At 62.7% G+C, this 21,904-nt stretch carries 26 protein-coding genes; 13 read left to right on the top strand and 13 right to left on the bottom strand.

Annotated features, from left to right (window positions below; genetic code table 11):
- Window positions 1–291 precede the first annotated feature (291 nt).
- Entirely contained in the window at window positions 292–1,116 is an 825-nt protein-coding gene (locus EI171_RS40125) for a Crp/Fnr family transcriptional regulator (RefSeq protein ID WP_028173088.1), read from the top strand.
- A 181-nt stretch (window positions 1,117–1,297) separates the two neighbouring features.
- On the opposite strand, the gene EI171_RS40120 is transcribed toward EI171_RS40125, so the two are convergent.
- The 10 genes from EI171_RS40120 to EI171_RS40080 form a co-directional block, all read right to left on the bottom strand.
- Complete coding sequence (locus tag EI171_RS40120; protein ID WP_161536503.1) at window positions 1,298–1,906, bottom strand: hypothetical protein; 609 nt, start codon at window positions 1,904–1,906, stop codon at window positions 1,298–1,300.
- 114 nt (window positions 1,907–2,020) lie between these two features.
- Window positions 2,021–2,350, bottom strand: coding sequence for a hypothetical protein (locus tag EI171_RS40115; protein ID WP_161536502.1), 330 nt, complete (start codon window positions 2,348–2,350; stop codon window positions 2,021–2,023).
- 72 nt (window positions 2,351–2,422) lie between these two features.
- Window positions 2,423–3,208: a 3-hydroxybutyrate dehydrogenase gene (locus tag EI171_RS40110; protein WP_039186968.1), complete on the bottom strand. Its 786-nt coding sequence runs from the start codon at window positions 3,206–3,208 to the stop codon at window positions 2,423–2,425.
- A 79-nt stretch (window positions 3,209–3,287) separates the two neighbouring features.
- Window positions 3,288–4,079: an acetoacetate decarboxylase gene (locus EI171_RS40105; RefSeq protein ID WP_011089765.1), complete on the bottom strand. Its 792-nt coding sequence runs from the start codon at window positions 4,077–4,079 to the stop codon at window positions 3,288–3,290.
- 28 nt (window positions 4,080–4,107) lie between these two features.
- Window positions 4,108–5,277: a DUF3734 domain-containing protein gene (locus EI171_RS40100; protein WP_161536501.1), complete on the bottom strand. Its 1,170-nt coding sequence runs from the start codon at window positions 5,275–5,277 to the stop codon at window positions 4,108–4,110.
- 156 nt (window positions 5,278–5,433) lie between these two features.
- Window positions 5,434–6,033, bottom strand: coding sequence for a PepSY domain-containing protein (locus tag EI171_RS40095; RefSeq protein WP_060910308.1), 600 nt, complete (start codon window positions 6,031–6,033; stop codon window positions 5,434–5,436).
- A gap of 37 nt (window positions 6,034–6,070) precedes the next feature.
- A complete protein-coding gene (locus EI171_RS40090) occupies window positions 6,071–6,610 on the bottom strand; it encodes a hypothetical protein (RefSeq protein WP_161536500.1) in 540 nt (179 codons plus the stop codon).
- A 37-nt stretch (window positions 6,611–6,647) separates the two neighbouring features.
- Window positions 6,648–6,866 carry a hypothetical protein gene (locus EI171_RS40085; protein ID WP_028173096.1) on the bottom strand — a complete coding sequence of 73 codons (219 nt, stop codon included), beginning with the start codon at window positions 6,864–6,866 and terminating at the stop codon, window positions 6,648–6,650.
- 18 nt (window positions 6,867–6,884) lie between these two features.
- Window positions 6,885–7,043, bottom strand: a complete 159-nt coding sequence (locus EI171_RS45150; protein WP_202633070.1) for a hypothetical protein — start codon at window positions 7,041–7,043, stop codon at window positions 6,885–6,887.
- Entirely contained in the window at window positions 7,040–7,246 is a 207-nt protein-coding gene (locus tag EI171_RS40080) for a hypothetical protein (protein ID WP_028173097.1), read from the bottom strand. The genes EI171_RS45150 and EI171_RS40080 overlap by 4 nt, the downstream gene beginning before the upstream one ends.
- Before the next feature lie 173 nt (window positions 7,247–7,419).
- On the opposite strand from EI171_RS40080, the gene EI171_RS40075 reads away from it, so the two are divergent.
- Genes EI171_RS40075 through EI171_RS40065 form a run of 3 tightly spaced genes read left to right on the top strand, consistent with a single transcriptional unit; the run spans window position 7,420 to window position 8,829 of the window.
- Window positions 7,420–7,686: a hypothetical protein gene (locus EI171_RS40075; protein WP_039187265.1), complete on the top strand. Its 267-nt coding sequence runs from the start codon at window positions 7,420–7,422 to the stop codon at window positions 7,684–7,686.
- A 13-nt stretch (window positions 7,687–7,699) separates the two neighbouring features.
- The gene (locus EI171_RS40070; protein ID WP_246740394.1) at window positions 7,700–8,152 is read left to right on the top strand and encodes a hypothetical protein; all 453 of its coding nucleotides are present in this window, start codon (window positions 7,700–7,702) and stop codon (window positions 8,150–8,152) included.
- Between the two features lie 8 nt (window positions 8,153–8,160).
- Window positions 8,161–8,829 carry a TetR/AcrR family transcriptional regulator gene (locus tag EI171_RS40065; RefSeq protein ID WP_028173098.1) on the top strand — a complete coding sequence of 223 codons (669 nt, stop codon included), beginning with the start codon at window positions 8,161–8,163 and terminating at the stop codon, window positions 8,827–8,829.
- Between the two features lie 18 nt (window positions 8,830–8,847).
- Here the strand turns inward: EI171_RS40065 and EI171_RS40060 are convergent, their stop codons facing one another.
- Window positions 8,848–9,510 (bottom strand): TetR/AcrR family transcriptional regulator, encoded by a 663-nt coding sequence (locus tag EI171_RS40060; protein ID WP_011089760.1) that lies wholly within the window; start codon window positions 9,508–9,510, stop codon window positions 8,848–8,850.
- Window positions 9,511–9,721: 211 nt separating this feature from the next.
- On the opposite strand from EI171_RS40060, the gene EI171_RS40055 reads away from it, so the two are divergent.
- Genes EI171_RS40055 through EI171_RS40035 form a run of 5 tightly spaced genes read left to right on the top strand, consistent with a single transcriptional unit; the run spans window position 9,722 to window position 16,422 of the window.
- Complete coding sequence (locus EI171_RS40055) at window positions 9,722–10,579, top strand: sensor histidine kinase (RefSeq protein ID WP_161536499.1); 858 nt, start codon at window positions 9,722–9,724, stop codon at window positions 10,577–10,579.
- Window positions 10,576–11,703, top strand: coding sequence for an efflux RND transporter periplasmic adaptor subunit (locus EI171_RS40050; protein ID WP_161536498.1), 1,128 nt, complete (start codon window positions 10,576–10,578; stop codon window positions 11,701–11,703). Before EI171_RS40055 ends, EI171_RS40050 begins: the two co-directional genes overlap by 4 nt.
- Window positions 11,700–12,776: an efflux RND transporter periplasmic adaptor subunit gene (locus EI171_RS40045; protein WP_161536497.1), complete on the top strand. Its 1,077-nt coding sequence runs from the start codon at window positions 11,700–11,702 to the stop codon at window positions 12,774–12,776. The genes EI171_RS40050 and EI171_RS40045 overlap by 4 nt, the downstream gene beginning before the upstream one ends.
- Window positions 12,773–15,919 (top strand): efflux RND transporter permease subunit, encoded by a 3,147-nt coding sequence (locus tag EI171_RS40040; RefSeq protein ID WP_161536496.1) that lies wholly within the window; start codon window positions 12,773–12,775, stop codon window positions 15,917–15,919. Before EI171_RS40045 ends, EI171_RS40040 begins: the two co-directional genes overlap by 4 nt.
- Before the next feature lie 14 nt (window positions 15,920–15,933).
- Window positions 15,934–16,422: a hypothetical protein gene (locus tag EI171_RS40035; RefSeq protein WP_053815152.1), complete on the top strand. Its 489-nt coding sequence runs from the start codon at window positions 15,934–15,936 to the stop codon at window positions 16,420–16,422.
- A gap of 85 nt (window positions 16,423–16,507) precedes the next feature.
- On the opposite strand, the gene EI171_RS40030 is transcribed toward EI171_RS40035, so the two are convergent.
- Complete coding sequence (locus EI171_RS40030) at window positions 16,508–16,651, bottom strand: hypothetical protein (RefSeq protein ID WP_156149870.1); 144 nt, start codon at window positions 16,649–16,651, stop codon at window positions 16,508–16,510.
- A gap of 292 nt (window positions 16,652–16,943) precedes the next feature.
- On the opposite strand from EI171_RS40030, the gene EI171_RS40025 reads away from it, so the two are divergent.
- The 4 genes from EI171_RS40025 to EI171_RS40010 all read left to right on the top strand — a co-directional run bounded on the left by EI171_RS40025 (window position 16,944) and on the right by EI171_RS40010 (window position 20,881).
- Complete coding sequence (locus EI171_RS40025) at window positions 16,944–17,150, top strand: hypothetical protein (RefSeq protein ID WP_060910315.1); 207 nt, start codon at window positions 16,944–16,946, stop codon at window positions 17,148–17,150.
- A gap of 236 nt (window positions 17,151–17,386) precedes the next feature.
- Complete coding sequence (locus EI171_RS40020) at window positions 17,387–18,169, top strand: LuxR C-terminal-related transcriptional regulator (RefSeq protein WP_161536495.1); 783 nt, start codon at window positions 17,387–17,389, stop codon at window positions 18,167–18,169.
- 211 nt (window positions 18,170–18,380) lie between these two features.
- Window positions 18,381–18,614, top strand: coding sequence for a hypothetical protein (locus EI171_RS40015; RefSeq protein ID WP_039187257.1), 234 nt, complete (start codon window positions 18,381–18,383; stop codon window positions 18,612–18,614).
- Window positions 18,615–18,649: 35 nt separating this feature from the next.
- Window positions 18,650–20,881 (top strand): MASE1 domain-containing protein, encoded by a 2,232-nt coding sequence (locus tag EI171_RS40010; RefSeq protein ID WP_161536494.1) that lies wholly within the window; start codon window positions 18,650–18,652, stop codon window positions 20,879–20,881.
- Here EI171_RS40010 and EI171_RS40005 read toward each other — a convergent pair.
- On the bottom strand, window positions 20,876–21,538 hold the full coding sequence (locus tag EI171_RS40005) for a response regulator transcription factor (RefSeq protein ID WP_161536493.1): 663 nt from the start codon (window positions 21,536–21,538) through the stop codon (window positions 20,876–20,878). The genes EI171_RS40010 and EI171_RS40005 overlap by 6 nt on opposite strands.
- Window positions 21,539–21,904 lie beyond the last annotated feature (366 nt).

The raw sequence follows: 21,904 nt of genomic DNA, 5'->3' as shown, positions 1-21,904 counted from the left end.
TTGACGTCGGCCATGCCCTTATTGGCGGGGCGGGGCCTCCGCATGGGGCCAATCGCCCACTCCTGCGCTGTCGCAACCTTTGCTGGTCGATCATCTCATCGAAACCCTTAGGATGCAGACGATCGTTAACCGTATGATGGGTTCAAGATCCTGTTTGCGCGGGAGGATCTGCCGGTTGGGACCGCAATAGTCCGTGCTTGATCTCCCTCAAGGGCTCTGTTTGGATATTTTCGTTGGCCAATTCGAATTTCGGGTCATCGTAGTGAAGCTGAGAAATGGATACCGTTGCTCATGACGGCTCGTTCACCGGAAAGCATCGCGACCGTCCACCGCGCTGGCGTCGGCAATCGGTTGCTGGCGGCGTTGCCGCCGGCGGATCTCGGCTTGCTCACGCCTCACTTCCAGAAGGTCTCGTTCGAACCCGATACCGTCCTGGTGCGGTCGGGCGATGAGCTCGACCCGGTTTTCTTTCCCCATAGCGGTGCAATCGCCTTCATGCTCGACATGCCGGACGGGCAAACGGTTGCAACCACGTTGATCGGACGGGAAGGCGCCTTGGCCTCGTTCTCTGCGCTCGGCCCGTCGCTGTCATCGGTGACCGCGGTTGCTCGTGTGGCCGGCACGGCATCGCAGATCTCCGCCGCCAGGTTTCGGGCTGCCTATGCGCGAAGCGAGGCCATCAGGAATGTCGTGCAGGTCCACGTCCGCGCGTTGCTGTTGCAGCTCCAGCACGTCGCGGCCTGCAATGCGCTGCACCTGGTGGATGGCCGCATGGCGCGGTGGCTCCTGCAGCTCCACGATCGCGTTCCCAGTGACCTCCTCCCGGTGACGCAGGAGGCGCTCGCGCAGTTGCTCGGGGTGCGGCGGACGACGGCGACGCTGACGATGAGCAAGCTGCGCGCGGCCGGCGCCGTCCCGTCCGACCGGCGCGGGTTTGTAGAGATCGACCGGGCGCGGCTCGAGCGCGTTGCATGCGATTGTTATGCGCTGATGCAGGACAAGATCGATCGGATGTATTGCCAGGAATTGGCGGCGCCGCAGCCTGCCCTTGCGCCATTCCCGGAAACAACCGCGGCAGTCAAGGCGCAGATGAGGTCCGCTGCGCCCCGTCAATGAGGACACGCTCTGGACGGTTCGGCGTCTACCACGCCGGAGCGAGCTTGCGCCGTCGCGCGGCGATCTCATGCGGGCTCCCCCGGCCTAGTTGACCATGAACGGCGGGCTGCAACTGGGCCAGACCCCGTGCCGATTTACACGCAATCTGCGCCTTTCTGCGGTTTCTTGTGACCGGATGGAATCAGCCCTTCGCGCCAGAGCCCCTCAGGGTGTCCCACGCGGCCCGACTTGCTTGATCGAACGACTTGCGGGACTCTGCCAACGCCGCGCTTAGCACGGACCAGGACTCGCTGCCCGCCTGCTTCAGCTTCTGGAGACGTGCTTCCGCTTGGGACGCGTCAGACTTCAGCTGCTTGAGCGCGGCATCGAGATCGGTGATCCGCGCTCCGGCCACTTTGCCGGCCGCCTCACGGAATCGATTCGCGGCCTCGTGCCACGCCTTGCCCTGCGCCGCTGCGATGTCTTTGAACGTGGCCTGCTGCTGCTCGATCTGCTTGCCGGCGCTCTCAAAATAGGTCTTCATCTGCGCTTCGAAGCCGATCCAGTGCTCTTCGAGATCGGGTTTGGTGCGCGCCCAGGCTGCTTCGCCGGCTTCCGCTTGCGTCTTGAGGTGCGCCTGAAATTCATCCCGCCTCTTTTTGAGATCGACGATGAGCTGCTCTGCCTTCACCTTGGACTCCGCCTTGGCCTCCGTCGCCTTCACCTCAAACGAAGCCAATGCGGCATCCATCTCGTCGATTCGCTCCTTGGCCGAATTGAGGTAAAAATGCATGCTGCTGTGCTCTGACATGACCCATCTCCATTGATTAGCGGATGCGCTGGCGATCATCACATGGCTTCATCGTTCTCGACTTTGAACCTGCGTCAAGCGACTCGTTGCGTCTGCGTCCGAAGCGACGTCATCTCAAGCAGCGACATGAGGAAGGAGCATTGACGTTCCAGATGAAGCTGATTTCTTGCCTATCGCGTCCCTGAGACTGCGGGACGGGTTATCCAACTTGGACGCCGCGTAGAACTCGAGTGGCTCTGCCACCTTGGCATGAGGCGGCAATACGTCCTCGTTGAACGCGTGCTCGCACTTGCGCAGAGCGACGGACATTTTCCGGTCTCCGCCAAGATCAAGTGGCCTGCCATTTCTCATACCATGCTGCAGAGTGCGTCCGCGCACGCCGATATGCTGGACGGCCAGGCCGCTGGATTCGTCGATGTCACCGTCGATTGCGTCTGATGCCATGTCGTGCACTTTCCGTGTTGCGCGCGCGGATCGCCTCACTGCGCGGACAGCGATGAGTCGACCGCCGCAGGCCTACGCCGCCGTCCAGCCGCCATCGATCGCGAGATTGGCGCCGGTGATCTGCGCGGCCTCGTTACTGCACAGAAAAAGTGCGAGCGAAGCCACCTGTTCGACAGTGACAAATTCCTTGGTGGGTTGGGCCGCGAGCAGCACGTCGCTGATGACCTCATCTCTTCTCATCTTGCGTGCATTCATCGTGTTCGGGATCTGCTTTTCCACCAGCGGGGTCCAAACATACCCGGGGCTGATGCAGTTGCAGGTGATCTTCGAACGCGCAAGCTCCAGCGCGACGGTCTTGGTCAGGCCGGCGATCCCGTGCTTGGCTGCGACGTAGGCTGACTTGAACGGCGAAGCTACACGCGAATGCGCCGAAGCCGTCGTGATGATCCGGCCCCAGCCACGCTTCTTCATGCCCGGCACCGCCGCACGGATTGCATGGAATGCGGCGGATAGATTGATGGCGATGACCGCATCCCATTTCTCGAGCGGAAACTCTTCGATTGGAGAGACGTGCTGGACGCCGGCATTGTTGACGAGGATATCCACGGCCCCGAACGTCGCTTCACCCAGCGCGATCAGCCCGGCGATTTCGCTTGGCTTCGCCATGTCCGCGGGCGAATAGATCGCCTTGACGGCGAACTCGCTTTCGATTGCCAAGCGCTCCTTCTCGACATCGGCCGCCTCGCCCATTCCGTTTAGCACGATGTTTGCGCCGGCACCTGCGAAGGCACGCGCACATGCGAGGCCGATGCCGCTCGTCGAGCCGGTCACGATCGCAGTTTTGCCCTTAATAACCATCTCAGTCACTTTGCTCCGTGTGTTGCGCCAGCTGGCGAAGCCTCGCGGTTCAGGCGCGAGTTGGTTTGTGGATTTCCGATCAGGTGACCAGACTTCGTTCTGAAGCCCGGAACGGACGCCGCGCTGGCTCTTGCAGATAGTCATGGGCCACTCTGCCCAGTCCCAGCGTGAGGTCTGCACGGATGTGAAGCGCCGAGACGATCTCCAGAACGGGCAGATCAGCGACCGGCGCCAAGGCGTGCGGTGTCAGGGAGAGAGCCGCGGGTCCGGTCCAGGCGCCCTTCAACGCGATCTGCTCGAGGCGATATTCAACGAGCTCGCAGATGCGCGGGCTGCCATCGACATGCGGGATGATCTTGAGCAGAAAATTCGGCTCCTCGAGCGCGGCCTTGACCTGGCCAAGATCGGCTTCGCGGTGCTTGTAGCCCATCGTGCCCGTCGCCACCCGCAAGGGCCCGTAGTCGAGCGTACCGATCAGCGTGTCGATCTCGGTCCGCAATGTCGGCTGGCCGAGCTTTTTCGGAAAGCCCCAGAGCTCGCGTCCCCCGGCAATCGGTCCTTCGTCGTTGAGGAACATGCAGTGGTTGTAGCCGCCCGTGTGGCCACGGAACGAGACCGGAATGACCTGGCCGCTTTCCGTGTAGTCGCCGAAGCCATTCGAATCTGGCATGCGGATGAATTCATACTTGACGAGCGGGTTGCGGTCATCGAGTTCCAGCGGTTCGGGCACCACAGCGCGCAGCCTTGCCGGGTCGGTGCGATAGGTGATGATCAGGTACTCGCGATCCACAAACCGGTAAGGGCCCGGCGGATAGGCCGGGCTGGTGAGCGGCATCGCAAAGGCGCGCTTGCGCACATCGTTCTCACGCATGGGGTTCTCCGTGCATCAAATCAGCGCTCTATTCACGGCCATCGTGCTCTAGATCGAATGTGAAAACTCCGTCCGGGGTGACCGGGCGTGCGAGCACCTCGGGATGACGCAAGGTGCGAAGCGCATCGTGGTAGCCGGCGCGCCAATGGTCTTGCATCGAAAGGCGGGAGAACTCGTAGTCCTTGGAGTGGCCTTCGTGGTTGCGCGCCCGATAGATCAGGTGAACGATGTTGTAGACGTTGGGAGACACCGCGGTGTTCAGGAGCTTCACATCCTCGTGCTCCCTGAGTTCTTCGGGAATCCGGTCCAGGAGCGTCGTGAGCGCACGTCGCAGGCGCTGCACGTGCTTGAACTGGTCGGTGCTCGCGCGCGTGCGACTGGAATATTGAATTTCCTTCTGACGCGTGACGACCTCGGGCAGATTGCCCGGAAGCTGCCCCTTCGCGCTCCAGAGATCGACCTGAAACGCCAACATGTCCTGCGGCACACCCCCATCGATCACCCATTGCAGCGGCGTATTGGAGACAAGGCCGCCGTCCCAGTAATGCTCGCCCTCGATCTCCACGGCGGGAAAGCCCGGTGGCAGCGCGCCGCTTGCCATGATGTGCTCTGGGCGAATCGTGTGGGTGCTGTTGTCGAAATAGACGAAATTGCCCGTTCTCACGTTGACTGCTCCTGCACTGAACCGCGTCATCCCCGCGTTGATGCGATCGAAGTCAATCAGGCGCTCCAGCGTGCTCTTCAACGCGCCGGTGTCGTAGAAGCTGGTTGCTTCGGTCGTGCCGCCGGCGTGGAGCCATGGCAGGAGGGGGCGCGCGGAGAAGAACCCGTTTGCGCCGCATGCCGCGGCAAGGCCCGCGCTCATCTGGTTGAGGATATTGCGCGCATTCTCGTTGCGCGCATCGAGAAACGGGTTTCCGGTCCAGTCCCAAGGTGCAGTCGAAGTTACCTGCGTCCAGAAATCGCGCAGCCGATCAACACGTGACTCGGCCGGGTTGCCCGCGATGATCGCGGCATTGATCGCGCCGATGGAAATGCCGGCAACCCAATCGGGGTGGATGCCAGCTTCCGCCAGCGCCTCGTACACCCCTGCCTGGTAGGCGCCGAGAGCGCCGCCGCCTTGCAACAGCAGGGCTATGCAATCGAATGGCAGCCGCCGTTGGGTGGCCGGCAGGTGTGATCGGGGCTGGAAATTCATGACTGGTCTTGCTCTCGGGTGTGGGATGATCGAGCCGGCGTTGCGGAAGCCGCGATGACCGTTCGCTAAAACAAACTATACGGTATAGTGTATATATTGCGCGTTAATGTGCAACTCACGAGATCGTGCTTCAGTGGCGCGCTGTCACGTTCGTGGCTAGCGCTGAGTTGACCGCTGTCCGACCTTGGGTGGCTCGAGCATCACTTCCTTCAGGTGATCGCCGGTAGCGATGACGACCACGAAGTTGAGCTTGCCATCCTGTTTCATCAACCCGCCAGCGAGCGCCTGTCCGTCCGCCGCGCTTTCCGCGACCCGCACCGCGTCCGACAACTCCTGCTTGATCCACTTCAGGGCTATGATGTTGGCGAGATCCGCGCGATCGAGCTCCTTGAGCGATGACGCGATCTCCCTTTGCGATACCCTTCCGGTGTTCGCATCTATGACATTCTCAAAGACCCGCTCGTTCTTGATCGTGCGCACGCGGTAGACCGGCGGACCGGATATCTCGAAGCTGATGTCTGCGGTCCTCGACCCATCGTGCAGACCCTCCGCAATCGCCATGGCCTGTCCGATCGGGACCTTCGTGGTGTGGAACTGCTCCAACACGCGGCGAATGGCCGCCTCCTCGACGTTGCCCTGCGCGGTCGCGCTTTGCTGTTCGGCGTCGGTAGGGACCTGCGTGACGCCGGCCAGAGCACCGGTGCCGGCGAGGGCCGCGGAACAAACGATGAGGGCAAACAGCTGCTTCTTTGGCATCGCGCATAATCCTGTGGTGTTCTTCATGATCGGTGGTCTAGTTCGGCACGAAGGCGTACCGGCTGATCTGGAAGCCCGGATGCCGAGCCGATCGCCACAACTTTCGAGGCCGCGCCGGAGCGAGCTTGTGCCGTCGCGCCGCGATCCGATGCGGGCTCCCCCGCCCTGCTTGGTCATGAAGGGCGGGCTGTAACTGGGCCAGGCTCTCGCGAACGCGTAGATCGGCCGCCGCCGCGTTACCGTCATCGTCGCGCACAACGGCGCCGCCGACTTCAGTTTCGGGCAACTGCGGTGGAGCCTGGGCGATATCGTGCTCGGCGGGCGCGGGACGCAGTCCGAACCCGTTGGTGTCGATGACGGCCGCTTCGGGTCCCCTCCGCTCCGAGTGGATCCGGATCGGCGGCAACGCAGAATGCTGCTCCGTGAGCCGGCTCGGCGAAGGTGCGGGCAACCCCCAGTCGGCCGCCAGAAGCAGCAGGAGCAGCGCCCCTCCAGCGGAGAGAAAATACGCCCGCAGGGGCATCTCGGGCTCGACGGCGGCGCTCGCACGTCGCGAAAGGACAGACTTCCTGCTCACGGCCTGTTCCCAGACATGAAATGATTCCGTCTCGTTTTCAGAAGCTCGTGGGCCGCGGGTGCCGGCACGCGCGTTCGGCGTCGAGATAGCCGCGCTCGTCGAGCCATTCGATCGGGCAGTAGGCCATCGCCTTCGGGTCGATCACGTGCCCGTCGCGCTTGAGGGCCGCTCGCGTGCCGGTGCGTCCGCTCCAGACCGAAGAGCCGGTGGCCGGCTCCACGTCCATGACGTCGAACACTTCGATGAAGTTGAGCATGTCGAACGTCCAGGATGCTCACGCGGCGGGCGGGGAAGGGGGCTCGACGCCTTCAAGCGCGACGCCTCTGCGGACGAGTTCGGATTCGATCGCGTCGAAGATGGACTCGACCGGCGCGAGCCCCACCGTGACCCAGCAGATGATGCAATCGCGAGCAAGCAACAGCCCTGACGTCATGCGCGGCCCCTCCGGCTGGCCGCATGCCGCACCGGCGCGGGTTCGCCGACGGCGAGCGCGTGCACCCAGGCGAGCACCGAAATGGTGAGACCCAGCAGCAGGCTCACGCCCACGAGCGACACGGCCACCATCAGATTGAGCGAGGCGACGGCAATCCCGGGCCAGGGATTTTCCCGCACGAGCGCCAGGAACAGGCTTGACATCTTCGGTCTCCTAAATAAACTACACCGTATATTTCATATACAGCGCGGATCGCGGGATGTGTCAAGAGCCGAGACTCACAAGCCCGTGTTCGTCCTGGTCGGGCGAGGGGACTTCGGAGTGAGGCCAAGGTTCCCTTTGAAAGCAGATGCCTCAACTTGAGAAAGGATTCGATATGTTCAAGAACCGGTTGGTGCTCGCACTCCTGGTGCTCGTTGCGTCGGGCGCCGCTGCGTTCGCGCAGGAGGACCGCGGCACGGCTGAGCAGAGAGCGGCGTGCACGTCTGACGCGTTTCGCCTGTGCGCCGGCTACATCCCCGATCCCACCAATGTGGAAGCTTGTCTCAGGCAAAGAAAGTCGGACCTGAGCGAAGCCTGCAGAGCCGTGTTCGACCATGCAGCCGCTGCGGCTTCGGTCAGGACCGTCGGGTCGCACCGATAGCGCGGCGCAAGGAATGAGGAACGATCGTATGAATACGATATATGCGCCTGCTTTCGCCGCGTTCGGAGGCTCGGCCTTCGGAGCGATTTCCACGATCGTGACGGGATGGATGTCCCGGCGCCGCAGACTCCGCGAGCGCCATCAGGCGCACGCGGTGTCGAAGCGCGAGAAGCTCTATCGCAGCTTCATTGAGGAGGCGTCCCGACTTTACGCGGACGCGCTCACCAGCGACAAATCCGAGATCCCGGCATTGGTGAACTTGTATGCGCTTATCGGGCGCATGCGGATTCTGTCCGAGGATGAGGTGGTCCATGCCGCAGAGCGGGCTGGCCGGCTGATCATCGAGACCTACCTTGCACCGAACACCCCGTTCGTCGACCTGCCGGGCTTCCTGGAGGAGATGGATCCGTTGCGTGAATTCGGCGAAGCCTGCCGGCGTGAGATGCACGCGATTCCGTTGCGTTGAGGCCGAGCATGCTGAAGGCGCAGACGACCCGCCAGGCTGGATTGTCCTGCACGCGTGAACGAATCGTGCAGGCTGCAATCTGCTTGTACCGGGAGATCGGGTACCGGAAAACCACGGTTGCCGACGTCGCTCGCGACGCTTCAATGTCCCCCGCAAATCTCTACCGGTTCTATCCCTCCCGCCGGGCGCTCGAGGAGGCCGTCGTGACGGAGCTGCTCGACGAGGTGTCGGCGGCGGCCGCAAGTGCAGCGCGAAGCGGCCGCTCGGGCCTGGAGCGCCTGAATGCAACGTTTGGCGCGATCTCCCGGCTGCATGAAGATCGGCTGGCAAACGATGTCCGCTTGCACGAACTGGTGGTGGCCGCAGGACAGGCGAACTGGCTGGCCAGCCTGTCTCATGCGGATCGGCTTCGTGGTGTGGTGCGGTCGATCATCGCGTCGGGGCAGGTGAGCGGGGAGTTCCGCGGCGGGAGCCCGATGGCGCTCGCCTGCTGCCTGCTGGACGCGATGGATGCTTACCTCAACCCCTCCCGTGTCAAGGCGACCGCCCTTCGGCCAACGTTCGACGAGATGATGCGCTTTTGCGCGGGGGCGCTTGGCAACCCAGCGTTCGCTGGCCCGGCGTCCCATCAACTCATCGACGTTCAGGCCAGTATGCGCTACAAATCCGCCTGCTAAACCCGACGCTCGATTGGCTCACGGCGTCCAGTCTGCCTCACAGGCCGCAAGGAAGAAGCCGACGCGTTCGCGCATGAAGGACGGCAGCTCCCGTCTCAGCTCCTTCGGTGTTTCCCCGACCAGCGACCGAAACAGCATCGGCAGCAGGATCAGATCCAGGAAGATCTGAGCGGTGGCAAGGCTTCGCTTGCCGCTGAAGGGCCCCTTTGGAGCGCGCGCCAGCTTCTGCGTCGCTTCATTCAAGAGTTGGGAAACGGCGTTGACGGAGCGATCGCGCGCGGCGTCGTGGACGTTGCGGCTCAACTCGGGAAAACGCTGCGCTTCAGCAATCGTGGCGCGAACCATGCCCAACGATTCCTCGATGAGCTTTTCCACGATGGTGGTGCCGAGGTTCGAGAGCTTGTCATGAAGGGTGCGGCCCTCGGGCTCGACGCCTTCGAAATCCGTCAGCCTGCTGATGGTGCGGGCCACCACCGCCGCGAACAGCGCCTCCTTGCCGGGGAAGTGCGCGTAGATGGTTGGCTTGCTCGCCGGCGCCAGCTCGGAAATGTCGTCGATGCTGGCACTGCGATAGCCCTTCTCGAGAAAAAGCTGCTGGGCTGCGTCAAGGATCCGGACCTGGACGTCGCCGGCAAGGTCTTTGGTCGGTCTGCCCCGTTTCGGGGTGCTCTTCTTGGTCATCCGTCGATCCTCCAGTCACGAGTCTGTGCGCGCGCAGATCGCACTTGACATGGCGGGCCGGAAAAGGCAACAAAAAGAAAATATACGGTATAGTTTATTTAATCGCCGCGACGTCCATCAGGACCCGCGGCGGCACTCCCGGACAGTCGAAGCCGCAAACCTGTGTGCATTGGCCTTGCGACCGTCCGGTCGACCTCAGGAGAGAGCGAATATGTCGTGCCCCGACCCGGACCGCCCACAACACGGCATCCTGCTGCGCGAGTTGCATCACAGGGTCGATAAGGGGATCGCCTCGGCGATCGATCTGGTCTCGGCGGCGGTCATCCGCGCCGACGGAGCGGAAGCAAAGGCCGCCCTGAGCGACGTCGTGGAGCTGATGCACGGACATGCGGAGCTGCATCGGGCGCTGGCCATGCCGGACGGCGATGTCCTCAACGATGCCGCGACTTACATTCGCCGACTGGGCTGCGCCATGCGCCAATCCTTTCTGGATCGAATGGGGATCCGGCTGACGCTCACCACCGAGTCTCTCCCGCTTCAGCCCGAGCGGTGCGGACGGCTTGGCCTGATCGTCCACGACCTCATCGTCAACGCAGCGAAGCATGCGTACTTCGACGCGCGCTCCGGCGAGATCAAGGTCAAGCTGTCGCGCATCGGCTCGGTCGCGAACTGCGTGGTGCTGGACAACGGCTCGCGGCCGGCGCGGGCCTTGGGCCGGGAGTTCGAGATCAGCAATGACCTTGCGAAAGGGCTCGGCGGACGGATCGAGCACGGCTTCGCTGCCGAGTTCACATCCGTCGTGGTCGCGTTTCACCTGAGCGAGCGGGAGCGGCAGGCAAGCTGGTCGATGGCGGCGCGCCGCATGAGGCGGCCGCGCCGGCTGAAGACCAACGCGTCCGTGACGCCCGGCTCGGGCGCCGGCCTCCCGGATCAGATCGAGCGTCCGGCCGCGATGCGCGCGGATCCAGATTCACTGCGAGCGCGCCCGAACGAACGGGCCACGCTGACCACGGGCCCGGACGTCCTGGGCAATCTACTGTCACCCTCTCACCGTACGGACGCGCTATGAACCCGCGTTATTCGAACCTCTCCAAAATGGGTCGAACCGAGCGCTTGCTGAGGCCTCTCGGTGGCCTGGCCCTCGCACTTGTTGCTGCCGCGCTTGGCGGCTGCGACGATCACGCTGCCAGTCCTTCCGCGCGCGCCGCTGTCGTGCGCACGGAAATCGTGCAGCCGAGAGATCGGCAATCCTCGCTTACCCTGACCGGTGAGGTGCAGGCCCGCTTTCGGGCGGATCTGTCGTTCCGCGTCAGCGGGCGCGTCCTCGCGCGCTATGTCGATGTCGGGACCCACGTGAAGGCCGGCGAAGTGCTGGCCATTCTCGACCCGGCCGAGCAGGAGGCCGATGTCGATGCCGCCACCGCCGCCGTTCTCGCCGCAGAATCCCAGCTGCGTGTGGCAAAGGCGACTTTCGATCGGCAGACGGCGCTGATCGCGAGCGGCTTCACCACGCGCACGGCCTACGACCAGGCGCAGGAAGGGTTGCGAACCACGGAAGGTGCGCTTGAAGCGGCAAGAGCGCAGCTCGGAACCGCGAAGGACGTGCTCGGCTATACCGCGCTGCGAGCCGAAGCCGACGGCGTCGTCACCGCACGCAGTGTGGAGACCGGTCAGGTCGTACAGGCTGCCCAACCGGTATTTTCACTGGCGCAGGACGGGGACCGGGACGTCGTCTTTGACGTTTATGAGTCCATTTTCCTCGGTGCTGCCGACGGAAGCAGCGTTTCGTTGGTGCTGATCTCGGATGCGACCGTGACGGCAGGCGGTCAGGTTCGGGAGGTCTCGCCGGCGGTCGACGCGAGGAGCGCGACCATTCGGGTCAAGGTGGCGATCAACGACCCGCCTGCCGCGATGACGCTTGGAAGCGCCGTCGCGGGAACTGTGAGAGTGAAGACCGAGCCGCAGATCGCATTGCCCTGGCGCGCATTGATGGCGGCGGGCACCAGCCCTGCGGTCTGGACCGTCGATCCGGCAACGCGGACCGCCTCGCTGAAGCCGGTGACGGTCGGTGGCTACGAGGCCGGAGAAGTGTTGATCAAGGCAGGTCTGGATCCGGGCGAGCGCGTCGTCGTGGACGGCGGCAAGCTTTTGAGCGTGGGTCAGCCCGTGACCTATGAAGGAGACCGCTCATGACGGGCCGCGCAACGATCGTGGCTGGCCCGCTTGCATGCGCGCTCGCGCTTGCCGGATGCCAGCAGGAGACGAAGGCACCCGAGGCCGTGCGGCCCGTCCAGTCGCTGCTTCTCGCAGCGGACCACGCGGACGATGCCGTTGCGGTGGGCGTTATCGAGCCGCGCTACAAAACCAATCTCGGCTTCCGCGTGCTGGGACGTCTGATCACGCGTCCCGTCTACGTCGGTGACCTCGTGACTGAAGGACAGGCGGTGGGCACGATCGACTCGACCGCCCTTGAGCTCGCCGTTCGCGCGGCCAAAGGCCAGCTTGCCAAGGCCGAGGCGCAGTTCGCGACCGCTCGCGCGACGGAGGAACGGCAGCGAACGCTCATCACCACCGATGCAACCACGAAGCAGATGCTCGATAACGCCGAGCAGGCGCGTGCCGGCGCCGAAGCGACGGTTGCGCGCGAACAGGCCAATCTGACCAAGGCGGTCGAGCAGCTCGGCTATTCGCAGATCAAGGCCGACTTCGCCGGTGTGGTCACCGCAGTCGGTGCGGACGTCGGCCAGGTGGTGTCCCCCGGCCAAAGCGTGGTGACGATCGCAAGGCCCGATATCCGCGAAGCGGTCGTCGATATCGGACCGGACTATCCGCTGCCGCTGGAGGTCGGTCTGCCGTTCACGGTCGGCCTGCAGCTCTTGCCGGCGGTTCAAGTGGAAGGCACCGTTCGCGAGATTGCGCCGCAGGCCGATCCGGCAACGCGCCTGCGGCGGGTCCGCATCGCACTCAGCAATCCGCCCGACAGCTTCCGGCTCGGCGCGACCGTCACGGCAAAGCTCGGCAGGCAGCAAGGCCCGGTTCTCCGGCTGCCTGCGTCGGCGCTGCTCGCCAAGGATGGCGCCAATTTCGTCTGGATCGTCAATCAGCCCGCCAGCACGGTGTCGCTGCAAAAGATCGATGTGGCGGCTGGCCAAACCGGGGCGCGCGTCACCGGTGGACTTGCTCCTGGCGCACGCGTCGTCACCGCCGGGGTCCACAGTCTCAAGCAAGGACAGCACGTCCGTATCGAACAGGATCAGCAGCCATGAAGGCGTTCAACCTCTCCGACTGGGCGCTCGGTCACCGCTCGCTCGTCTGGTATTTCATGATCGCCTTCATGGCGGCGGGACTTTTTGCCTATCTTCAGCTGGGACGGCAGGAAGACCCCGACTTCACCATCAAGACCATGGTCGTCCAGGCGCAGTGGCCGGGTGCGTCACCCGAGGAGATGACGCGCCAGATCACCGACCGGATCGAGAAGAAGCTCGAGGAGCTGGAATCGCTCGATTACACCAAGAGTGTGACGGTTGCCGGTCAGACCACCGTCTTCGTCTATCTGCGCGACAGCACCAAGGCTGCCGACGTGAAGCCGACCTGGATTCGTGTTCGCAACATGATCGCGGATATCAAGGGCGACTTCCCGCAAGGGGTGATCGGGCCCGGCTTCAACGATCGCTTCGGCGACGTGTTCGGCAACATCTATGCCTTCACCAGCGACGGTCTGAGCCAGCGCCAGCTGCGCGATCATGTCGAGGACATCCGTGCCAAGGTCCTGACCGTGCCCGATGTCGGCAAGGTGGACATCCTGGGCGCGCAGGACGAGGTGATCTATCTCGAATTCTCCACCCGCAAGATCGCGGCCCTTGGCCTCGACGTTCACGCGATCATGAGCTCCTTGCAGGGGCAGAATGCGGTTGCCCCATCCGGCGTATTCCAGGAGGGGCCCGAGCGGATCAGCGTACGCGTGAACGGCCAGTTCACGTCGGAGGCAAGTCTGAAGGCAGTCAATCTGCGCATCAACGATCGCTTCTTTCCCCTGACCGACGTCGCAACCATCACGCGCGGTTATGCCGATCCGGCCAGGACCCTGTTCAGGTACAACGGCGAGCCGGCGATCGCGCTTGCCATCGGCATGAAGTCCGGCGCGAATCTGCTGCATTTCGGCGAGGCGCTGCAGGAGGAGATGTCGAGAATTACCGCCGACTTGCCGGTCGGCGTCGGCGTTCACCTCGTCGCCGATCAGCCCGTCGTTGTCGAGCATGCCGTGTCCGGCTTCACCGAGGCGCTGTTCGAGGCCGTGATCATCGTTCTCGGCATCAGCTTTCTCAGCCTGGGCACGCGCGCCGGCCTTGTCGTCGCGATCGCGATTCCGCTGGTTCTCGCCATCACCTTCGTCGTGATGGCCTATGCCGGCATCTCGTTGCAGCGAATTTCGCTTGGCGCCCTGATCATCGCGCTCGGCCTGCTGGTCGATGACGCCATGATTGCCGTCGAGATGATGGTCGCGCGGCTCGAGGTCGGCGATCCCCTGGAAAAGGCGGCGACGCACGTCTACACCTCGACCGCCTTTCCCATGCTGACCGGAACGCTGGTGACCGTGGCCGGCTTCATTCCGATCGGGCTCAATAGCAGCAATGCGGGCGAGTTCACCTTCACGCTGTTCGTGGTCATCGCCGTCTCCCTGATCGTCTCGTGGATCGTGGCGGTGCTGTTCACGCCGTTGCTCGGCGTCACCATCCTGCCCGCCAGGATGAAGGGCCATCACGAGCAGAAGGGGCGCGTAGCGCAGTTGTTCACGCGTCTCCTGCTCGTCTGCATGCATCGCCGCTGGACGACGATCGGTGTTACGGTTGCGGCCTTTCTGCTGGCGCTGTTCGGCATGAATTTCGTGCAGCAGCAGTTCTTCCCGTCTTCGGATCGCGCCGAGCTCGTGATCGACTGGAATCTGCCGCAGAACGCATCCATTGCCGATACCAACTCGCAGATGGCGCGCTTCGAGCGCGAACAGCTCCAGGGCAGCAATTCGGTCGACCACTGGTCGTCCTATGTCGGCACCGGCTCGCCGCGCTTCGTCCTGTCCTTCGACGTGCAGACCGCCAACACCTGGTTCGGCCAGATGGTGGTCGTGACCAAGGGCGGCATCAAGGCGCGCGACCAGGTCAAGGCGCAGTTCGAGGACTACCTGAGGAAGACGTTCCCCGGCACCGATACCTACGTCAAGCTGCTCGAGGTCGGCCCCCCGGTGGGGCGTCCCGTGCAGTTTCGCTTGAGCGGGCCCGACATCGCGAAGGTGCGAGACCTCGCGCAGAAGCTCGCCGGTATCGTGCGGAGCAGCCCCGATCTCGGCAATGTCGTGTTCGACTGGATGGAGCCGGCCCGCGTCGTCAAGGTGGACGTTCTCCAGGACAAGGCGCGGCAGCTCGGCGTCACCTCGGAGGACATTGCCTCCACCTTGAACTCCGTGCTCGAGGGCACGCCGATTACCCAGGTGCGCGACAGCATCTATCTCGTCAGTGTCACGGGACGTGCGACGGCGGCTGAGCGTGCCTCCATCGACACCCTGCGCGACCTGCAATTGACCGCGCTCGGCGGCCAGGCCGTGCCGCTCGGTGCGGTGGCCAATTTGCGTTACGAGCTCGAGCAGCCGACGATCTGGCGGCGCGCGCGGATCCCGACCATCACGTTGAAGGCCGGCATCGTGGGCAACGCGCAGCCAAAGACCGTCGTGGATCAGCTCGCGCCGAAAGTCGCGGAGTTCACCAAGGCGCTGCCGGCCGGCTATTCGGTGCACATCGGCGGGTCCGTCGAGGAGAGCGCCAAGAGCCAGGCGCCGATCGTCGCCGTCGTTCCGCTCATGCTGTTCGTCATGGCCACGGTGCTGATGATCCAGCTGCAGAGCTTCCATCGCCTGTTTCTGGTGTTCGCGGTCGCGCCGCTGGCCGTCATCGGTGTCGTCATGGCGCTGCTGCCGAGCGGTGCTCCGCTCGGCTTCGTCGCCATCCTCGGCGTGCTCGCCCTGATCGGCATCCTGGTCCGAAATTCGGTGATCCTGATCGTGCAGATCGAGGATCTCAGGAAGGAGGGGCGACCGGCCTGGGACGCAGTGGTGGAAGCGACCGAGCATCGTATGCGGCCAATTCTGCTGACGGCGGCCGCGGCAAGCCTCGCGCTGATTCCGATCGCGCGCGAGATCTTCTGGGGGCCGATGGCCTACGCGATGATGGGCGGCATCATCGTCGGCACGCTGCTGACGCTGCTGTTCCTGCCGGCGCTGTATGTGGCCTGGTTCCGCATTCACCCCGATCACAACGATAACTCATCCATGCACGAGCCCGCAGCGCCTGCGCACGACATTTCGCCGGAGCCGGTCTCCGCGGCCGCGCCGGTGCCGGTTCTCGAACCACAGATTTAACAAGGGAAAGTACAATGCTTCGCAACACAGGTCTGATGCTGTCCATCGGTGCGGCACTTGTAACGGTGACGTTGACGTCAAATCCGGCGTCCGCGCAATTCCCGCCGCCGCCGCCCATGGCGGGGCCTCCGCCGATAGCAGCCGGAGGTCCTCCGGCCTTCGCGGCTCGTCCGCCGATCGGACCTGGCGGTGTGCCGCATGCCGGCCTCGGCGGCCCGGCGCCCCGCCTCGGTGCTGGAGCTGCACCGCGCGGGGCTCTCGCTGGAAGCGGGCGCGGCAGCCCGGCGGTGGCGAACGCCGCTCGCGCCACATCCGTCACCTACAACCGCTTCGGAGGCTACGGCCGCTACGGTGGAGCCCGGTACGGCTATCGCGCCGCGTATGCGGCCAGCGCTTACGCCGGAGCCGCTGCCGGCTACGCCTATGGCGGCTCGCGCTATTCCTCTGACAGTGACTGCTACTACGTTTACAGACGTTACCGGCGCGTGATGGTGTGCGAATAGACCGCACACCGACCGCTACGGCGAGCTCGCCATCAACGCCGCCCCGGCGAAGGCGGCGGCGGGGTAGGGCGTGTACTCCCCTAGATCAATCCCTTGTTGCACGCGTTTTTTGCCGCCGAGTTTCCGCCAGCGTAATGGCGCCGCTAGCCACCAGGACAATGACGATGACCGTGGCAAGCGCCTCCACCGAGGCTAGGGTGTCGTACCAGCTGTTCCAAAGCTCAAGCATGCGCTGGCCTCTATCTGAGCGGGCGTCCACCAGCGATAAAATACGCTCTGTCGAAAGGACGTGCCTTCGCGCACAGGGACAATGCTACGTTTCGCCGCGCGCGCTTTGATCGCGCGGCAACATGACCTATGCCCGGCGCCCGAATATCGAGCGAACGTAGGTTCCGGTCGCCGTACACAGAGATCGCCCGCGGCTATGTCGAAGATGTTGGCCGACTGTGAAGTAGCTTACATCCCGTGTTCTTGGCCCGGGCTAACGTGGCGGAAGCTTCTTGCTTTGAAGGAGGCATCCAATGCTCGCAGCAATCAAATGGAACTCCCGATACAACGCGCGCGAATGGGGGATGATGGTTGGGGCGCTCGCCGTCCAACTCCGTGCACTGAATGCAAATCGACGGAAGGGCGAAAGCAAGCCGAGGCGGCCGCCCTGGAAATACTTCGACGATACCCATCATTGGGACACAGCCGCGGAGGAATGGGTCCCCAACAATGATCGGTGATCAGGCTTCAAGATCCCTTTCGCTGATGGACCTGGTCGAGCGGTGCGGTCACGTACAAGCAGCTGGATCGGGATGTGCGTCGGGACTTCCCGAAGAGTGACGCAGCAGCGCGCCGCCGACGGGGCGTAGCGCTACGGCGCCGGGCCGGGACCCGGAGGCGGCATGGTAACGGCCAGCTTCCGGCACGCCGCCCTTGCTGATATTCTCCGCCAAAAGACGTTTGGCGGAGGATAACGATGCGGCCCCACGGGATGGCCTCGAATATAGCGGCTGGCGATGTCACGCCCGCGGTGCTCGCCATCGGACGGCCGGATTTTCCGAGCGTGCTGATCGATACGCTGCGCCGGCAGGCCGATGTCGGCCATTGCATGGTGTTTGCGCTGAGCCGGGCCGGCGCTGCCCGCTGCCTGCTCGATGCCGGCAACATCCCGATCGGCGGCGATCTCGGCGCGGCCTATGCCGGGCAGTTCCACGAATCCGATCCCAATCGCGATGCGCTGTTCGAAGGCGAGGGCGGCGCGTCGATCGTGCTTCCGACTTTCGCCCCGCGCATGTACGGCGCGCGCTACCGGAAAATCTTCTTCAACGATTCCGGCATCGTCGACAAATGCGCGACCGCGATCTGGGTCGAGGACACCTGCTTCTACGTCAATTTCTATCGCATCGCCGCGCAGGGCCGCTTCAGCGACGCCCAGCGCGAACGCCTCCAGGCGATCGCACCTGCGATCGGGGCGAGCGTCGCGCGCCATTTTCAGCGGAGCGCAACGCCCGATCAGTCTCTCGCCGCGCTGTTCGCCACGCACGCGCCGCTCGCGGATCTCACGCCGCGCGAGCGGGAGGTTTGCCGGCGCATCCTCGAAGGCTTCAGCTCCGAGGCGATCTCGCAGGCGCTCGGCATCAGCCTGCATTCGACGCTGACCTACCGCAAGCGCGCCTATGAGCGGCTGGGTATCTCCTCGCAGAATGAATTGTTTTCGATCGTGCTGCGCCTGCTCGCGGGGCCGAGCGGCCTGAACTAAGGGGTACTCTCAGGTCCGCTAACTCGAAATGGGTAGTTTCCTCAATGAACCCGATTTGCGATGATGCAGGGCAATTGCGGTGGCCGCCGCGGTTGTAGGGGGGCGGCCTTGGTTTCTATCAGGGTCAGCGACGGGCCGCTTAGCTCCGATAGGTTTGTGCGACTTTAGATCCTCGAGCTGTAGCTCCAATTCGCAGTTCTAGGAGGCCGCAATGGCAAATGTCTATTCAGTTCTGTCAATGTCCTTAGTTGCTACCGTTCTCATGGCTGGCAATGTCCAGGCCCAAAGCATTCTTCCGGAAGGCTCCGTCTTCGTTATATTCACCGCCACGCCCATTCCAGCCCCCAGGCCGATGCCGATCGGCATCGGCAGAGAGTTTGCCCTCGTGAACCAAACGCGCGCCATCTCTTCGTCCGTCGGCACTGCAGTGATCAATCCGGTCTGAGCGCATCTGCATTGTCGCACCGATCGGACGTAGGGGTGTCGATCAACCGCTTGGTGAACGGGAAAGTAGCGATCTTCGATCTTTATCAGGGAGATCAAAAGGTCAGCCATGATGGACAATCCAACTGCCTGGTCCAGGCGTCGACGATGTCCGATCCACGATCGCTAACGCCGGAGATGAATTTCCGCCAAGGCACCAGATATGCCGGCGTCCTGGTCGCGATTGGAGTGATCTATTTCGTCCTGGCAAAAGGCGGCCTCGCTCTCGCCTCTGTTCATCCCAGTGCAACGCCAATTTGGCCACCGACGGGTCTCGCGCTGGCGGCGGTGCTGTTGTGGGGATATCGGACCTGGCCGGCAATTTTCATTGCAGCAGTGATCGCCAATGCGACCACCGCCGGTTCCGTTGCCACCGCAATTGCGATTGCTTCCGGCAACACTCTTGAGGCCGTCGTTGGCGCTTATCTGGTCAATCGATGGTCGCGCGGCCGTCATACGTTTTCGAGACCAAACTCCGTCGCGAAGTTTGCTCTGATCTGCATCGTGATCGCGACGCCGATCAGCGCCAGCATTGGACTGACCAGCCTGGCGACCGCCGGGTACATCGATCGGACCAATTTCGCGAACGCCTGGGTCACATGGTGGCTGGGAGATGTGACCGGCGCGCTGGTCATTGCCCCCGTTGTCGTGCTTTGGGCATCAAGCTACGACCATGCTTTCAACCGCAATGATTGTTTGGAGACGGTCGGCGTCCTCGCAACAGCGGCGGCTGTTGGACTCCTTGCTTTCAGTCCCCTGATCGAGCAAACGCCGAGCAGAGATCCACTGGGTTTTCTCGCGATCCTGCCAATGTTGTGGGCGGCACTGCGCCGCGGTCCACGTGACACCGCAACGGTTGCGCTGGTGCTTGCCGGCATCACGGTTTGGGGGACGCTCACGGGCGGCGGCCCCTTCACGACCACGGACCTCAACGTTTCATTCCTGCTGGTGTTGATGTTCCTGATCAGCATTACGGTTCCGAGCTTGTTACTGAGCGCCGACGTCGAGGTCCGCAAGAGGGGGGAGAAACGTCTGCGCCGTGCGCAGGTCGAACTCGAACGGAAGGTCGCAGAGCGTACGCAGGAGCTTGAGCTCGCCAATGCAGCAAAATCGCGCTTCCTTGCCATGGCAAGCCACGATTTGCGGCAGCCATTGCATGCACTGGGCTTGTTCATTGCCCAGCTGCGCATGCCGCTCAGATCGGGGGAACGGACAAGGACGATCGAGCTGATCGATGCAACGCGCAAGGAAATGGATGAAATGCTCAATTCGCTGCTGGATATGTCCAAGCTGGATGCCGGAATCCTTATACCCACAATTACTGAATTCCCGATCGCGCGCCTGTTGCAAAAAATTGAGACGACGTTTGATCAGGCAACGCGAGAAACAGGCTTGCGTCTACGCGTCAGGCGAAGTGACGCCTGGGTGCGGAGCGACGCCATGCTCCTCGAACGCATACTGCTCAATTTGGTATCCAACGCTGTGCGCTATACGTTGCGGGGTGGGATCATTGTCGGCTGTCGCCGGCGCGGTCAAATGTTGCGCATCGAAGTATGGGATAGTGGTCCCGGCATTCCCGAGGATCAGAAGCAGAATATCTTTGGCGAGTTCTTTCAACTGGCCGCCCGAGACCGGAACCGGTACGGCAGCATGGGGCTCGGCTTGGCTATTGTCGACAGGCTTCGCCTGCTTCTCAACCATCCAATCGACTTAGCTTCGACCGTGGGCCGAGGTTCGCGATTCGCGATCCTGGTTCCGATGGCCGATGAATGCGATACATCCGCCGAGCCCGTCGACTCTCCCCACCCCGCGGCCTTTGCAGTCGAAGGCAAGCTCGTTCTTGTTATTGCCGATGCTCCGATTGTCCAGCAGGGAACGGGCGGATTGCTTGGCAGATGGGGATACACCGTCCTTACCACCGGATCCGACGAAGCGGCACTTATCCGACTTGCGGAGCGCCAACAACGCCCCGATCTCATCATCTCGGATTATCATCTTGCGAATGGAAAGACCGGGATCCGAGCCATTGAAAAAATCAATGCGGCGTTCGGTTCATCCATTCCAGCTATTCTCATCAGCGGCGATACGGCACCCGAACCAGCACGTGAGGTCAAGGATAGAGGATACATTTTGCTGCACAAGCCTGTCGACCCGATGCGGCTCCGCGCTGTCATGCACGAGCTCTTGATGGATCACGGCGATGGGAGGGATACCCGGGCGGCTTCATGACTCGGATTTCGGCGGCGATTCCCAGCCCATTTTTCCCACTTTGATGACTGCCTCGGTGCGGCTCGTTACGCTGAGCGCCTTGAGAACGACCGTGATGTGATTTTTCACTGTCGGCACTGCCATGTTGAGCGTCTTGGCAATGATCTTGTTGCTTTTTCCCTTCATCAGAAGCGCAAGCACTTCGATCTGCCGATCGGTCAATCCGAGGCCCCTGAGAAAGTCGGGCGTCGTCGGTTTATTTGCAAGCCGCCGAGACGGTGCTTCCTCCAGAATTTCAGAGGGAATGTAGATACCGCCAGAGAACACCAACTCAATGGCGTTGAGCATGACCTCTCGTTCGGTCGTCTTAGGGATGAAACCCAGCGCGCCAAGTTTAAAAGCGCGCTTGACAGTGTCTTGATCATTCGAGGACGAAAGAATGATGATAGCAATGGTCGGATAGCCGTCTCGCAGTTCGCGGAGGACAGAGAAGCCATCTCTGTCAGGCAAATTGATATCAAGCAGGATGAGGCTGATGTCGGGATGTTCCTCGACTATGTCCATTGCCTGACGGCTGCTCGAAGCTTCAAATATGACGGCCTCTCGCTTCAGCTGTCTCAGGACCGCGCACAACGCCTCGCGTATCAATGCATGATCGTCAACAATAAGGACTTTCATGAAAAGCTCTCCGTCATCCCATGGCACGGAGATCCAATTTGAGAAATCATACACCCGCCCTTGGGTCTTTGGCGAGGAAGAGGCTGGCGGGAAGACCGGCCTCGAGACCGTCCACTCTTCATCGCTGGTCCAGCCAGCGGGTCACGGTTAGGCACTCAAGATAGAAGTTGAATGCCGTTGTATGCTGTAATTGTAATCAGCTCACGGGACGCCAAAAAAGCGAGTGCGGATCACCAGAGTCGCGGATTCAGACTGCGGATATCCGTAAGTACCTTGATCATAGGACCTAGGAACCCCTCCGTGAGGACCTCCGGCTGATTTACGCGCGGTGCCGTTGAACGATAATCGTCACCCGACAGCTCCCGC

It is taken from the genome of Bradyrhizobium sp. LCT2 (assembly GCF_009931255.1).
Lineage (GTDB): Bacteria > Pseudomonadota > Alphaproteobacteria > Rhizobiales > Xanthobacteraceae > Bradyrhizobium > Bradyrhizobium diazoefficiens.
Note: the sequence above shows the minus strand (reverse complement) of the source record. Positions and strands in the feature narration are given on the sequence as shown.